At 47.8% G+C, this 14,766-nt stretch carries 12 protein-coding genes, 1 pseudogene and 1 riboswitch; of the genes and pseudogenes, 9 read left to right on the forward strand and 4 right to left on the reverse strand.

The window, feature by feature from the left end:
* The 3 genes and pseudogenes from BUF15_RS17495 to BUF15_RS17505 all read left to right on the forward strand — a co-directional run.
* Positions 1 to 236, forward strand: a pseudogene (locus tag BUF15_RS17495) (IS256 family transposase); the annotation flags it as partial.
* A gap of 72 nt (positions 237 to 308) precedes the next feature.
* Positions 309 to 1,694, forward strand: a complete 1,386-nt coding sequence (locus tag BUF15_RS17500; protein WP_073615008.1) for a methyl-accepting chemotaxis protein — start codon at positions 309 to 311, stop codon at positions 1,692 to 1,694.
* A gap of 284 nt (positions 1,695 to 1,978) precedes the next feature.
* The gene (locus BUF15_RS17505) at positions 1,979 to 2,953 is read left to right on the forward strand and encodes a hypothetical protein (protein WP_073615009.1); all 975 of its coding nucleotides are present in this window, start codon (positions 1,979 to 1,981) and stop codon (positions 2,951 to 2,953) included.
* Between the two features lie 146 nt (positions 2,954 to 3,099).
* Here BUF15_RS17505 and BUF15_RS17510 read toward each other — a convergent pair whose 3' ends face one another.
* Positions 3,100 to 3,495, reverse strand: coding sequence for a PilZ domain-containing protein (locus BUF15_RS17510; RefSeq protein WP_073615010.1), 396 nt, complete (start codon positions 3,493 to 3,495; stop codon positions 3,100 to 3,102).
* A gap of 183 nt (positions 3,496 to 3,678) precedes the next feature.
* Positions 3,679 to 3,881, forward strand: a riboswitch (cobalamin riboswitch).
* Between the two features lie 187 nt (positions 3,882 to 4,068).
* Here BUF15_RS17510 and BUF15_RS17515 point away from each other — a divergent pair.
* The 5 genes from BUF15_RS17515 to BUF15_RS17535 all read left to right on the forward strand — a co-directional run bounded on the left by BUF15_RS17515 (position 4,069) and on the right by BUF15_RS17535 (position 8,759).
* The gene (locus BUF15_RS17515) at positions 4,069 to 5,109 is read left to right on the forward strand and encodes a FecCD family ABC transporter permease (RefSeq protein ID WP_073615011.1); all 1,041 of its coding nucleotides are present in this window, start codon (positions 4,069 to 4,071) and stop codon (positions 5,107 to 5,109) included.
* Positions 5,099 to 5,902 carry an ABC transporter ATP-binding protein gene (locus tag BUF15_RS17520; protein ID WP_084554146.1) on the forward strand — a complete coding sequence of 268 codons (804 nt, stop codon included), beginning with the start codon at positions 5,099 to 5,101 and terminating at the stop codon, positions 5,900 to 5,902. The genes BUF15_RS17515 and BUF15_RS17520 overlap by 11 nt, the downstream gene beginning before the upstream one ends.
* A 46-nt stretch (positions 5,903 to 5,948) precedes the next feature.
* Entirely contained in the window at positions 5,949 to 6,872 is a 924-nt protein-coding gene (locus tag BUF15_RS17525; RefSeq protein WP_234981211.1) for an ABC transporter substrate-binding protein, read from the forward strand.
* A gap of 2 nt (positions 6,873 to 6,874) precedes the next feature.
* Positions 6,875 to 7,624, forward strand: coding sequence for a precorrin-2 C(20)-methyltransferase (gene cobI, locus BUF15_RS17530; protein WP_073615013.1), 750 nt, complete (start codon positions 6,875 to 6,877; stop codon positions 7,622 to 7,624).
* Between the two features lie 211 nt (positions 7,625 to 7,835).
* The gene (locus BUF15_RS17535; RefSeq protein ID WP_073615014.1) at positions 7,836 to 8,759 is read left to right on the forward strand and encodes a universal stress protein; all 924 of its coding nucleotides are present in this window, start codon (positions 7,836 to 7,838) and stop codon (positions 8,757 to 8,759) included.
* A 22-nt stretch (positions 8,760 to 8,781) separates the two neighbouring features.
* Here BUF15_RS17535 and BUF15_RS17540 read toward each other — a convergent pair whose 3' ends face one another.
* Positions 8,782 to 11,436, reverse strand: coding sequence for a M16 family metallopeptidase (locus tag BUF15_RS17540; RefSeq protein ID WP_073615015.1), 2,655 nt, complete (start codon positions 11,434 to 11,436; stop codon positions 8,782 to 8,784).
* Positions 11,437 to 11,682: 246 nt separating this feature from the next.
* Entirely contained in the window at positions 11,683 to 12,633 is a 951-nt protein-coding gene (locus BUF15_RS17545; RefSeq protein WP_073615016.1) for an IS1595 family transposase, read from the reverse strand.
* A gap of 429 nt (positions 12,634 to 13,062) precedes the next feature.
* Between BUF15_RS17545 and BUF15_RS17550 the strand changes: the two genes are divergently transcribed.
* Positions 13,063 to 13,899 carry an SDR family NAD(P)-dependent oxidoreductase gene (locus BUF15_RS17550; RefSeq protein ID WP_073615017.1) on the forward strand — a complete coding sequence of 279 codons (837 nt, stop codon included), beginning with the start codon at positions 13,063 to 13,065 and terminating at the stop codon, positions 13,897 to 13,899.
* A 30-nt stretch (positions 13,900 to 13,929) separates the two neighbouring features.
* Here BUF15_RS17550 and BUF15_RS17555 read toward each other — a convergent pair whose 3' ends face one another.
* Entirely contained in the window at positions 13,930 to 14,649 is a 720-nt protein-coding gene (locus tag BUF15_RS17555) for a DVU0298 family protein (RefSeq protein WP_073615018.1), read from the reverse strand.
* Positions 14,650 to 14,766 lie beyond the last annotated feature (117 nt).

Consider the following 14,766-nt stretch of genomic DNA (forward strand, 5'->3'; position numbering starts at 1 on the left):
CTATCGAGTCAACGTTTGCCACTGTACGACTTCGGACAGCAAAAACAAGGGGATGTGTCGCAAGACATACTATCTTGTCGATGGTTTACAAACTCGGCCAGAGCGCCCAGAAGAAATGGCGTCGGCTAAGGGGATTCAAGCTACTTGCTGAGGTCATTCGAGGGGTGAGATTCAAGGATGGCGAGAGGGTTGAACCAGTAAAAGAAGGTGAGCTGACCAGGGTGGTCAATATCTAAGAATGATTCTTCAAACACCAGATTTGACTATAACTCGACACTCTGAATGCTATTATCCAACAGCGTAGTGGCATGGGTGAGACTAGTGAGAGCTTTTTAGTTGGGAAGAGTAAAGATAAACTTACCCTGAGAACTGATCGGGTAGTAAAATCTGGGCGTACGGGCGATGAGGTTGCCGGTGCGAATATCGAAAAAGCGTTTACCGGTGAGTCAGGATTTGCCAGGCAACAGGGGACTGACGGCAAGGAGGAGCTGATTCGCTATGAACCACTGGAAATTTATGGTGCATCCTGGGCTATGATCACTACAGGTGCCACTGAGGAAATTTTCGGTGCAGTTGATTCCCTCAGGAACACAATGATCGTCATTATCCTGGTGACCATGGTATTGGTATTCTCTGCAGCTCTTACCACAACCGCGTTGGTTATCAAACCCATTAAGGGAACAGCTCTGATGTTAAAGGATATCGCCCAGGGCGAAGGAGATCTTACCAAAAGGCTGGCAGTTGACACTAAAGATGAAATGGGCGAGATGGCTTTCTGGTTCAATAATTTTATGGATAAACTGCAAGGCATTGTTAAACAGATTACCATTGATGCCACGAGTCTCAATAGCTCTTCTCGCGATCTGTCATCTATCTCAAACAAGATGACGGCCGGCGTTGAAAGGATTTCCGAGCGTACCGACCAGGTCACGGTTGCCTCCGAAGAAATGAGCAGCAATATGACAAGTGTTGCGGCGGCCAGCGAAGAAGCATCAACCAATGTTAACATGGTGGCATCAGCAGCCGAAGAGATGACGGTAACGGTCAGGGAGATCTCACAACATACCGAAAATGCACGGCAGGTAACGCAAGAAGCTGTAGCCAAAGCCGAAGAAGCTTCCGGCAAAATTCATGAGTTGGGCCTGACTGCCTCTAAAATCAGCTCGGTAACCGAGACTATCACCGAAATCTCGGAGCAAACCAACCTCCTGGCACTCAATGCCACCATCGAAGCCGCCCGTGCAGGTGAGGCTGGCAAAGGTTTTGCCGTCGTCGCCAATGAGATAAAGGCATTAGCCAACCAGACGGCATCAGCCACCCAGGAGATCAAAAAGCAGATCGATGGGGTGCAGAGATCAACGGATACGACCGTAAAACAGATTGAAGAGATAAGCAATGTTATCAGCAAGGTAGATGAGATTGTTGCCGTCATCGCCCATGCTGTACAAGAGCAGGCGTCCGCCAGTCAGGAAATCGCCGACAACGTTTCCCAAGCCTCCCTGGGTATTCAGGATGTCAACACCAATGTCAACCAAAGCTCGGTTGTTGCTGGCACCATATCCGGAAATATTTCAGAGGTGAATATTTCAGTGCAGGAGATCGCCGAATTCAGTACCATGATCACTACTCAGTCGAAGGAACTCCAGTCTCTTGCGGATATGTTGAGTAAATTGATGGGTCAGTTCAAAGTCTGATATATAAAACGACAAAAAGAGTGGGCATGATGAAAATAAAAGTATATCATCTTGCCCACTCTTTTGGGTGGTTGTTTGCTAAAGTTATCCGAATATCCAACTGCATTCCCTTTCATCCGCACCAATTCCCATTAGATTTGAATGTTCCTGATTTAGAGAATAAACGTCACATTAATTAAGACAAAGCGGTAGGCACAAGCAGACCAAAATGTGCCACGCCTTTTCCTACTCAGGTACCGGGTCCATGCAGCCCTGCCATTTTCCTTTCAGGTGTATTTTACCTTATGGATTTTTCACCCGAATTTGCCTTTATGCTTTGGGAGCGGCTCATTTGGCCGCTGATACGACTTATTGTCTTTATTTCATTAGGACTTCTGGTAGCAAACTTTATTGAAGCCCTCAACTGGACCAGATGGATCGGATTGCTTTCCAGACCTCTTGCCCGGCTCGGTAATATGTCGGATACAACCAGTGCCTCTTTTTCACTGGCTATATTCTCGGGACTCGCCGCAAATACCTTGCTCGCAGAAGCTTTCGACAAAGAAAAGATGAGCCGGAAAGAATTGATCATTGCCAATCTTTTCAACAGTTTTCCAACCTACTTCACGCATTTGCCAACCATTTTTTTCATCACGGTACCTCTTATTCACGCTGCAGCTTTTATCTATGTAGGAATGACTGTGGCGGCAGCAGTCCTGCGCACTCTTGCCATCGTCTTGGTTGGCAGATTCGTTTTGCCAAAACCTGAAGAATCGACTGAGATGAAAGAAGAATCGAGTAATAAGAACGGAATTGACTGGCATGGGGCAATGACGAAAAGCTGGAAAAGGTTCAAACGACGAATACGCAAAATAATAACCTTCACGGTACCAATCTATATCGTCATTTTCATCATGCACAGGGTTGGATATTTCCGCGAACTTGAACAGTTTGCTTCTCAATATCTGGTAATGATTCCATGGCTATCTCCGCAATCCATTGGCATCATCACCCTGCACTTGGCAGCTGAATTAACAGCCGGCGTAGCAGCTGCCGGAGCATTATTACAGGAAGGGGCAATGTCACAGAGGGAAATTATCTTAGCACTTCTGGTGGGAAACGTGCTGTCGTCGCCACTACGAGCCGTACGTCACCAGTTCCCATATTACGCGGGAATTTTCAAGCCGGCCATGGCTGCCCAGCTCATCATATACAGCCAGGCATCAAGAGTTATCAGCCTGGTGATTGTTGGTGTAATATATTACTACTGGACGTTATAAAGGAAAGTCTTCTAGAAATTACTGCTATAAAAATAGGAGATTACTGTAGGATTATTTACAAAAAAGTGACAATATTACACCTTTATCGTCCGAGCATAATAATACATTTGGAATAAGGCGATCAATATACAGCAGTTGGACAGCTATCAGGCGTTTCCGGCTGCCCAATCCTCGTCCATCCCAAGAAACTCGGCGGTCAAAATCAACTCAGTCCATTCCCAGGAAACATCGAGGATCTTAAAACCAATTTCGAGGCCATCAGAAGATGCTCGACTCCAGCAAGGCTTGGCCAGAATCTTGAAATGTTTTCCACCGCCATTCACTACCGTACGATAGTAGTGTTCGTCACCCTGAAAAGCTTCGGTCACCTGCGTCATTTTGAAACCGTTGGCGGATATATCCTCAACAATTCCAGCGAGAAGACGGTTTCCATCAGCGATATCGCAGGTGAATCCTGCGACTCGCTCACGTCGGGTACGTCGAGAAAACCCCCCCATTCGATTCGCTGCCTCTTGACGATCATTTAACTGTTTTCGCTCCATAATGGTGCTCCAGTCCAGGCTGAGGGTACATTTTGTTTTTGGCATTCAACACGTTAGCCAACCATCACTACAGAAGTTTATAACACAATACAGTAAGGCCTCCAACGAAAAATAACACCTACTATTAGCGTAGCATAGGCAATATGTTTTGTCACTTGACTTTCGAATCTGTTCTGAGTAAGCAATAGATGTAATATTCAGGTACTCTATAGCGTCGGCAGAATTGGCGCTGAGTGTAAAAAGGGAACTTCGTGCAAATCGAAGACGGGCCCGCCGCTGTAACCGGTGACGATTTCTGAACAAATGCCACTGTCCGAATGGGATGGGAAGGCTCAGGAAAAGGATGACCCGGGAGTCAGAAGACCTGCCTGAACTATTGGTCAAGATGAATCGTGGACAGATTCGCTTGATGCAGTCGATTTTGGATAGCCAGGGATATCCCGGATCACACTAACAGGTGATTCGGGTTTTTTTTATGCCTGTTGGCAGGAGATGAATCCTTTCCTCCCTGCCAGCTATTTTGGCATTATCCCGGTTCCTCCAGTCCGGGAGCGGCAGTTTGTCGGAGCTTGAATGCGCTGTAATTCCACATTACTTTTCGGATCACTGACTTTTCTTTTGCTTGCCACCGTTGTCACGGCCACAGGAATGGGCTATATCGCCATTCCCGCCAAGGCAGTGATACAGACTATTTGCGCCAACACCCTCGGTCTTGTCCCCACAGGTCAGGAGATCAGCCAGACCTTTTCCACCATCATCATGGATGTTCGTTTGCCGAGAATCCTCGCGGCCACCCTTGTTGGAGGTGGTCTTGCAGTTGCCGGATGTATCTTCCAGGCGATTCTCTTAAATCCACTGGCTGACCCTTACACGCTGGGGATCTCATCGGGTGCAGCATTCGGGGCATCAACAGCTTTTATCCTCTCCATGCTTGGCCTTACTCTCCCCTTAACTTTCTCAGTTCCTATATTCGCCTTTTGTGGCGCACTTGCTACTCTGGCCGCCGTATTTGCACTCTCTGCCGGAGATGCTCAACTGTCATCCAACACCCTGATTCTCTCCGGGGTTATTGTTGCCGCGATTCTGTCAGCAGCAATTGGTTTTATGAAGTATATGGCCGATGAGGAGGTCAACGTCATTATCTTCTGGTTGATGGGCAGTTTCACCGGAAAATCCTGGCAGGATGTGGGTCTGCTGCTCATTATCCTCTGCCCTGGCCTCCTGTTCTGTTGCTATTTTGCCCGCGACCTCAACATAATGGCGCTTGGCAATGCCACTGCCAACACTCTTGGTGTCGATACTGCTCAACTCAGGAGACAACTGCTGATCTGTGCTTCACTCATCACCGCCAGCTGCGTAGCCGTTTCGGGAGTCATTGGCTTTATCGGCCTCATCGTCCCGCACATGCTGCGAATGATAGCCGGCCCTGACAACAGAATTCTTCTGCCTGCAACATTCCTGGCGGGCGGAATGCTGCTGCTCTTTGCCGATACCATTACCCGTGCAGTTCTCCCCCATGAGATACCAATCGGCGTTTTGACCGCACTTATTGGCGGACCTTTCTTCTGCTACATTTTTCGCAGAAGACAAATGGGGGTAGCCTATGGCCGCTGATCTCTCCACCACCATCTATACTCTCGATGGTTGCGATTTTTCTTATCGCGGAACCCCCTGCCTGAGTGATATCACTCTCTCTCTCAAAAAAGGCAGAATGTACGGCCTTATCGGCCCTAACGGCAGCGGCAAGACCACCCTTATCAACCTCCTGACCGGATCCACTCATCCTACCTCCGGCACTATTCTTTTCAAAGATCGACCAATCCACACGTATACAAAACCTGACCTTGCAAAGGTATTGTCTTTCGTGCCCCAGACCTTCTCCATGGATTTCGATTATACAGTTTCCGAGGTGGTCATGATGGGACGCCACCCCTATATTGGCCGTTTTGGTTCACCCTGCACAAGAGACTATGAACTTATAGAGAGCGCCCTTACGATACTTGACATACAGCACTTGAAAGATAGATATGTTACCCGCCTTTCAGGAGGTGAGAGGCAACGTGTCCTGGTTGCACGAGCCCTTGCCCAGGATACTGAAGTAATGGTTCTTGATGAGGCCACTGCCAGCCTTGATGTACGCCATTCGATCGACATCATGAAAGCGCTACGTGCCAAGGTCATTGATGCAAAACTCACCGCTATTGCTGCCATCCACGATCTTGATCTGGCGGCATCATTTTGTGATGAGTTGATCGTCATGCATCAGGGGGGTCGCATACATTCTGCAGGAGATGTTAGCGAGCTGCTGACGCCAAAATTGTTGAAAAATATTTTTGGAGTCGAGGCAACCATCCTCCATGTACCAGACGAAACCCCACACATTCACTACCGGTACAACCATGTCTAAGCCACAAGCTCTTCATATATACGTTATTTCACTTTTAATGTTGGTCATGACGCCGTTAGTGACAATAGCCCAGACCATTGTTGATGATGAAGGTCAAGAGATCTCCTTTGCCAAACCGTTTTCCAAGATTATCTCACTCTATCCGGCTCATACCGAAAACCTCGCATCCCTTGGTTGCGATTCCGAGCTGATTGGTATTGGGGAATCAGACAATTACCCAGAAAAATTTACCTCAAAACCCAGGTTCAGCTACCGGGACAACACCGAGAAATTCCTGGCCGCCGAGCCTGACTTGCTGCTCATCCGGCCGATGATCTCCAGATCCCAGCCGGAACTCATTGAAAAATTACGGGCAATCGGCATCACTATCGTCTCCCTGCAGCCTACAAGTATCGATCAGATGTTTTCCTACTGGCAAAAACTCGGCGATCTCTGCGGACGTAACGATCAGGCTCAGAAAATGGCAAAGAAATTCAGCGATGAATTGACCCGCCAGGAAGCACTTCTCCCGCAAAATGAAAAAGATCGCCCCACTGTCTACTTTGAATCCATCCACAGTAAAATGAAAACCTTTGATCCGGATGCGATCACCATGTTTGCGTTAAAGATCGGCGGCGGCAATAACATTGCGGTTGACGCCTCCGGCAGAAATGACAGTAATATAGCACCGTATGGCAAGGAGAAACTGCTTTCAAAAGCGGAAGAAATAGATGTTTTTCTCAGTCAGGTAGGAAGAATGAACAGAGTCAGCCTTACCGACATTTATAGCGAACCCGGTTTTCAATTGATAAAGGCAATACGAACCAAATCAGTCTGTCTCATCGAAGAGGATATTGTTTCCAGACCGACTATGCGGCTCATTGATGGGATCAGGCAGATTCACTCCTGCCTCTATCCCGATGCCCCATCGGCAACCTCCATGACAACTGGCAACATGCCAAAACCCACCATTCATATCACACGGCAATAATTATGCAATCCACGCTCTTCATTATCGGCACCGGACCTGGCGATCCCGAACATTTAACGTTAAAAGCCTTCAACACCCTGAAAAGCTGCCCTGTTATTGTTGCGCCGAAAGGTTCAAAAGACGGCCGTTCCACTGCGCTCTCAATAGTCGAGCAGGTCGTCAACATTGCCGAGAAACAGGTTCATGAAGTCTATTTTCCTATGAAAAAGATTAAGCTCGGCCAACCACCATTACCTGAGGTTGAATCAGCCTGGAAAGAAACCGCCAACCAAGTACTTGCACTACTCGACTCCGGCACTAATGTGGCATTTCCCACCCTTGGCGATCCAGCCATCTATTCCACCGGCTACTACCTGTATGACACCCTTATGTCCATCCGGCCCGATCTGCAGGTGAAATTTATCTCAGGCATCTCGGCAATGAGCAGCTGTTCCGCTTCTACCTTGACTCCGGTCTGCCTGGGTGACGATATGCTTGCGGTGTTACCTGCGACCTTCTGCGAAGAAAAGATCAGAAAGGCGTTTTGCGATTTTGACGCTATTGTCCTTATGAAAGTCCACCGAGTGATGGATAAGATCTGCAGATTATTGAAGGAAGCTGGACTGACAGAAAACGCGATCTACGTGGAAAAAGCCGGAATGCATGACGAGCGAATCATCAGTGATCTTTCTTCCATTCCTGAAAATCCCCACTATTTTTCCACCATTATTGTGAGAAAACGCGGCAATGGCCCTCACGCTGAGCTGCATTGAAGTAGTCTTTTCTGGTTCACCTCGCTTCTGGTGCAGCTGCTAAGGATAGCTGCACCAGAAGCGACCTATTTGTTTTTTTTTTTTGTAAATCCCCCCAACCTTAACTGCAAACTCTGGCTCAGTGCCTTGGCTCCATCTTGTTTTTTGTATTGACCCATCCTCGTAACCATGCATATCATATTAAAAAACGATTCCATAGGATGACAGGCCGATGAAAAAACAAATTTTGATTTGCATAGATGACTCCCCCACCAGTTCCCAGGCGCTTCTCTATGTTTCGCATCTCTTCGGTTCACAGGAGGATGTCAACTTTTTACTGCTTCACGTTCACGCCGGCAGCGCAGCAGCCTTTCCCGAGCCTGAAGATAGCCTGAATAGCCTAACACCAGATCGTCCCACATCAGCCATGTCACGAAAGGGGGACCATCTTTTACAAAAAGCCCGGCAGAAACTTGAGGCACATGGCATTCATGCAGAACGCATCACAACCTGCTGCCAGCCCGCCGGAAGCATCGCCTCCGCAATTCACCAGTTCGGATCCCATCATCTGGTCGATGCCATTGTGGTTGCCCGTAGAGGAGTGGGAATTGTTGGAGAATTACTGCTCGGTTCTGTCTCATCGGCATTGTTCGACAGGTGTAGATCTACCCCACTCTGGGTTATTGATGGCAATATCCAATCAGAAAGATTTCTGATTCCTGTCGATGGTACGCCAAACTCGATGATGGCTATTGATCATCTGGCCCATATTTTCAGCGGTCGAACCGATGTAAGATTGTACCTTTTTCATGCTAGAAGCTTTCTTTCCTCACCACCGGTGTGTCGACCGGAAATGTTTTACGATCGCTGGGGGAAAGAGTGGTGCGACACTCACCTATCCGGTAACGGCTGCATGTTCACCGGCCCCACTCATCTTCTGACCGAAGGAGGCGTCTCTCAAGAGTGTATATTCACCTTGCCCGAACCCACTACCATTGAGGAGAGCACCGCCATTATCAGCGCCGCCAGAAAAAACAACTGTGGCACCATTGTTATTGGTCGGCGACCAGAAAGTGAAGTGAAGTCTATCTTCGGCGGGGTCTCAAAACGAACCATTCGCCAGGCTGAAAACCTGGCGCTGTGGGTTATTGGCTAATCCGGACATTAGAGAACTCTGATCAACGCCTATCTGACGGGCTGACTACGGCCTTTGCCATCTTTGCAGGAATGAGATAACGGACAGCCAGTTCTTCGATTTCTGCTTCGGTTATTCCTTGAAAATCATCTATCATGGATAACGGCCATTGGAGTTGTTGTGGATGTCGTTTAGAGCCTGCCAGTACTGAATTCATCCAATAGTCATTTGACTTCACCACATCCTTCAGACCTGTCATAAGTGGCCCTTTGGCTCGTGCAAGTTCTGTAGATGAAATGCCATCATCCTTGAGCTCAATGGCAATTTTCTCGATTTCCGCCAGAATAGCATCTTCATGCCCGGGGGCAACCACAACCTGTACCTGCATCCTTCCGTATCCGGTATAGATTCTGCTTGGCGCGCTGTAAACAGCTGGTGCGTAACTTGCTCCCAGCTTCTCGCGGATGACCTGACGCAACCGTTCCTGAAATATGTCAGCCAGGATGTTAAGTCGCCTGGTCCGATGGATATCCCAGAAGTCAGCCGTAGGCCAGGCAGCAATGACAATAGACTTTTGAACTGAAGTGTCCACCGACGTTCGCAACATTTGACCAACCGGAAAAGTTATTTCTGAAAACTCCGGCTTGTTTTCCTGCCGTTGTGATAACGCACCAAAATATTTCATGGCCAGCGTCTGCATCTGCACAGGATCAAAATCGCCGACAATTGTAACTTCCAGACTTCCGGATGCAAACTCAGGTAATAGCCAGCTACGCAACTGTTCCAGCTGAAGACTGCGCACCTGCGGCCAGGGCGGCAAGCCGACCCGCGGATCACCGCCGGCCAAAAAGGTTTCAACCTCCATACTGATAGCTCCCTGGATATCCTTTGCCATGCCAGCATACATCTGCTGCAGCCGCCCCATGGTTCGTGTCCACGCCTGGTCGCGCAAGGCAGGATCTTGTAACAGGTGATAGATAAGCTGAATAAGCAGTTCAGACTCACCGACAACCGCCCTGCCAGAATACCTAAAGCTCTCCTGACCTACCCCAAAGTTTACGTCGACAGTCTTCCCTGCCAGAGTTTTAGCAAGATCAATCGACGATAAACGCATCGTACCGGAATCGTTCACTACTCCTTCAGCCAATAAAGACAACCCAGGAACTGGCTCGGAAAGTTTCCCTCTTCCGATATCAACCATAATTCTCACAGTATTAGCTTCGTAAGTCGTTTTCTTGAATGTAATTGCTACGTTGTTAGCAAGTTCTACCCGTTCAGCACCAATATCAGGGAAACGCTCTTCTTTTACAACCACCTGAGATTTTTCAGGAACCTTAAGGTATGGGAACTGTTCAAGACGCGCACCTTGAAAGGGCACAACCTCTTTGGACGCATATTCCTCATATGTTTTTAAAACGACTTCTTGAGGATCCTGCTCCTCAATTGCCACGTCACCACTAAGGGTAATTATCCGATTTTCCTGCAACCAATCAGTTTGCAAGAGACTGTTCAGATCTTCCACCTTCATCTGCCTGACAAAGCCACCATAAAGTTCACGCTCTTGAGCAGGCGACAGATACACCCGGTTATCACCGAACTGACGAATGATTTCACGGCCCAACTTCTCAGAGTCTCTGGTTCCTGCTGTCAGAACGGCGGAGTCAAGAGAGGCAAGAATATCCATTTTTACGCGTTCCAGTTCGTCCTGCGTTACTCCATAAACCAGTGCCTGCCTGAGGATTGTGTCAAGCAATCCAAGTGTTTCCTGCCATTTATCCCCGGTGGTCGCTGCCATAATAGTGGAGTAACGAATTCTCTCCAGCATGTCTCCCGAGTAGTAACCCGCATCCGTCAGCACATCGCTTTTTTTCTCCTGAAGTTGCTGCAACCGGTTATGCAGAATCATTATTGATGCGTAACGTAAAAGTTCTTCTTTTTGCAGGTTACGAGAATCGTTCCGGGGCTGCTCATTCCAGAACGTTTCGATGGCGATATTGGTACGTCCTAACTCAGACTCCGGATGATAGAACACCTTCGTCCCTTTGTGATGTACCTCGCCAATTTCTGGGCATGGTGGCATTTTGCCAATTCCTTTAAGCGGTTCGAACATCTCTCCGATAAGCGACACTGTTTGTGAGGGTTCCACATCTCCAACCACCACCAGCAACATGTTCTGCGGATGATACCAGCTGTCATAGTAGCTTCTGAGCAGTTTACTGTCTGCGTGCAAAAGAACAGAATCGATCCCAATGACCTCTCGCTTTGGCAATAAGGTTCCATCATATTTATATCTGCTCGCTGCCACCATGCTGCGATATTTCGCGGAATCACGACTTCTTTTTTCAGCAATGATGACCCCTCTTTCTCTCTCCACCTCCTCTTCCGTAAGAAGAGCCCCCCGCGCATAGTCTGACATTACCAGGAAACCCTTTTTGAGGTATTCCTGGGAGCCTTTTGGCAGGTCAATTCTGTAGACGGTCTCGTCGTAACTCGTATGGGCATTGGTATCACCGCCAAAGCTCATACCGATGTCCTGGAAGAATTTCACTAATTGTCCGGGAGGGAAGTGGGTTGTGCCGTTAAACTGCATATGTTCTAAATAATGGGCGACGCCACGCTGCTCATCAGTTTCATTCAGCGAACCGGTATGAACATAAAGAAAAAGGGCGACTCGATTTTCGGGCTCATGATTTTCCATCACTACATAACGGAATCCATTGGCAAGCGTTCCTCGTGTAAGAGCAGGATCAGGCTGGAGATCGCTTCGCTCCGATGGCCAACCCGGTGCTAGACAACTTTCCTGGGAAAATACTGAATGACTTTGCAAGAAGATGAGCAAAACGCATAAAGGGAAAAAAGACAATTTTCGAAGGAAAATAAAAAATCGCATACCAAAACCTTGGGTATTCGTTAATGTTTGAAATTTACACAATAAAAATTTTGATTACCCACAAAGCTCAGCCAACTTTATGAGCTTTTGTGGCATTGGTGGCGTTCTTAGAGCCACATAAGTAAATCTGGGTATCAACTGTCGCAGATCAAATCTACGATTGAAACGATAACAAAACTCAGCGAGGTACCTGCCAAAGTGTTTTTTGCTGATGGCGTGGAACGTGCCATGAAATGACCTCTTAACGTTACCAATGACTGTATTAACCCATTTGAAATCAGCCATTTTGACACTCTCAGGTCCACCTCCAGTGATAATAACTTTGTGTGAGAAATCTGCATCATCGAAGCCTTCAAAACCGAGGAGGCCGTCGGTGACAACATCGCTACCCTTACAAAGATGTTTGTCTGCCCAATCGATGATAGATTTCTTTGAAAATGAGGGCACTTGGCTAAAACGCATATGAACTGGAAGGCCTTCCGTATTGGTTGAAACTGCAGCAACAAAAGGTATTTTACCTGTTGCTCCGCGGCCTCTCCGGCCATCACGTTTTTTGCCGCCCCAATAAGCATCGTCAACTTGCACGAGGGTTGCTGAGATCGGTTTGGAATCGTCTCGTTCTTTCATAACTTGTTGGATTTTATGCTTGATCAATAAGGCTGTATTGTAAGACACACCAACAGTTCTCTTCAAACTGAGAGCTGAAATACTGATTTTAGATTGTGTAACGATATATATACTGAGAAACCAAGTAGTCAGAGGTAGCTTGGTAGAGTCAAAGATGGTTCTAGCCGTAACTGAAATCTGAGAGCGGCAACTGTTGCACTGCATGAGTTTTCTCGATTTCAAAGAGCAATAGCGATCACCACCACATTCTGGACATCTAAATCCATTGGGCCATCGCCATCTGAAAAGTGCTTGATAGCATTGCTCTTCTGAACCGTATTTTGAGATAAATTCTTGCAAACTGATACCTGGTTGGAACTGGATTACGTTTTGCGACATGTTTACCTCCATTTGTTTAACGGTATAGAGGTAGTGTAACAGGGGCGGGTACTCATATAGTGACACCCCTAAAAAATAGCTGAGCTTTATAAGTAATCAGAATTAAAAATAGTGGTACAGCAGTACCAGACGATGTCGTTGAGCATTGCTGTGCTTGACATCGTCACCCTGTCATCAACTTCAACAACCTTATGCAGAATAAGATGAAATACAAGACATTGCTGAGGGAGTTTTCACTGCTGCATATGGAATTGCCTACTTATGCTGCACGTTGGTATCTTAATTAACCATTGAATGACAATCTTGATATTGACAAAGAAGGTAAACAGATACTAAATACTCAGGATAACATGTCATTCCCCTGGAAAATATTATCCCGTTCATGCCACAGCAGGGTGACGGGTACAACTGTAATGAGGCCCAATCGCCATGTCGTCCCCTGAACTATCGCCTCGCCCTGCCGCCCTCATTCCCGGAGCATCTCGAATCATTGGCCGTCACATCGCCCGGCGTTTCGCCGCATGCGGGGTCAACCTGATTCTTCCGTGGTTTGACTGGCCCGAATCAGTGGAAGAAATGGAAAAAGAGTTCCAAGATGCGAATGTGGAAGTGCTAAGCTGCCAATGCGATCTCCGTGACTTTTCTGCTGTCTCTGAGTTACTGGAGATAGCAAAAAAACGCTTCGGCAGACTAGATTATCTGATTAATAATATTGAGCGCGGTGGAATGCCTGTGGTACATGGTTCCTATCTGCATGAGCACAACCGGGACCAATGGGAGTTGGAATTTGACACAACTGTAAAAGCCAAGTGGAACCTCTTCACTTGCTCATTGCCGCTCATGCAGCAAACTCATGGGGCCGTGGTCAACATTTCCTCCATTGCCGGTCTTTGCGGACGCAGTGGACCAGCAGCCAGTTTTTTCAACGATGGGTATAGTGCGGCCAATCGCTCAGTGAGTTCTCTAACTGAAACCTGGGCCCGGCAAGGGGCACCAACTGTCCGGGTCAACGAACTGATGCTTGGTCTGATCAGTGGCCGTCATGGAGATAACACCCGAGGCTGGACGGCGCTGTCGGGAAAAGAGAAAGATGCTCTCATCGAGCATACCTTGCTGGGTCGGCTTGGTAAACCGGAAGAAGTTGCAGAGGCAGTGTATTTTTTGGCGTGCCAGGCGTCGTTTATGACCGGGACAGTCATCCGTATGGACGGCGGCTATCTCCTCGGTGGGGACAGGGTTCCGCCCCTCCCCGAGGGAATTCTTTAATCAAATGGGTATTTCTCTTCTACTTCACGCTCAGAGAACCTTCGACTCATCCTCGAGGTCCTGCAAATACCTTTTCGCCAGTTCACCCACCGTATGGCTGAGGAACTGTCCTTGCCAATAAATAAACACTTCCGCAGTATCTTCCAGCAACCCGGACGCTGCCTTTCCGCCAGAACTCTCCTCAAGGGCAGCAAGAGCCCACAGAGCCAGGCCCCGTACCGGCCCATCGGGTGAAGCAAGATACGCCTGCAGATCTTTACCAATGCAAAAATGCTGCATCCGTTCTTTACGGGCAAAACAGAGATTGCCGATCCCCCAGAGAAGTCCGCGCTGCAACATGGGCAGTTCAAGATAATTGCCGTCCTGAAAGAGTTCCGGTCCATCATCGCGTGTATAGGAAATAAGCATATGCAGGTATTCATCTGCTAACCGCTCATCCTGCACCATAATTTCAGCCATAGCTTCAGGAGCTCCCCAGCCAATCCCTCCTGACTCATCGTTCAAGCTCCAGAGAAAACGCCGCATAATTACACGTGCCGATTCGAAATCTTCGTTGGCTATATTGGGTACTACCCAGCCAAAAGCAGTCACCGCATGCCATTTCACTATTTCATTTGGTGAACACAATGCAGAAAAGAGTGGATTGACAACTTCTTTTGCAGAAAATGATGCCAGAGATCGTCTCACCTGGAGCAGGTCTTCTCTACCCAGTATGTTGAGAATTTCCTGTTTCAGCTTTCTCCTGCTCATATCATTTTCAGAAAGGGAAGAGAGGTAGGGAGTATTGAATAAGAATAAATTTGATTACCCCTCATTCTCAGCCGGATAAGATTAGATGAGAGGTGTGAGATGAAAGGCTTTGTTGAT

Origin of the sequence: Desulfopila aestuarii DSM 18488 (assembly GCF_900143695.1) — a bacterium.
Taxonomy (GTDB): domain Bacteria; phylum Desulfobacterota; class Desulfobulbia; order Desulfobulbales; family Desulfocapsaceae; genus Desulfopila; species Desulfopila aestuarii.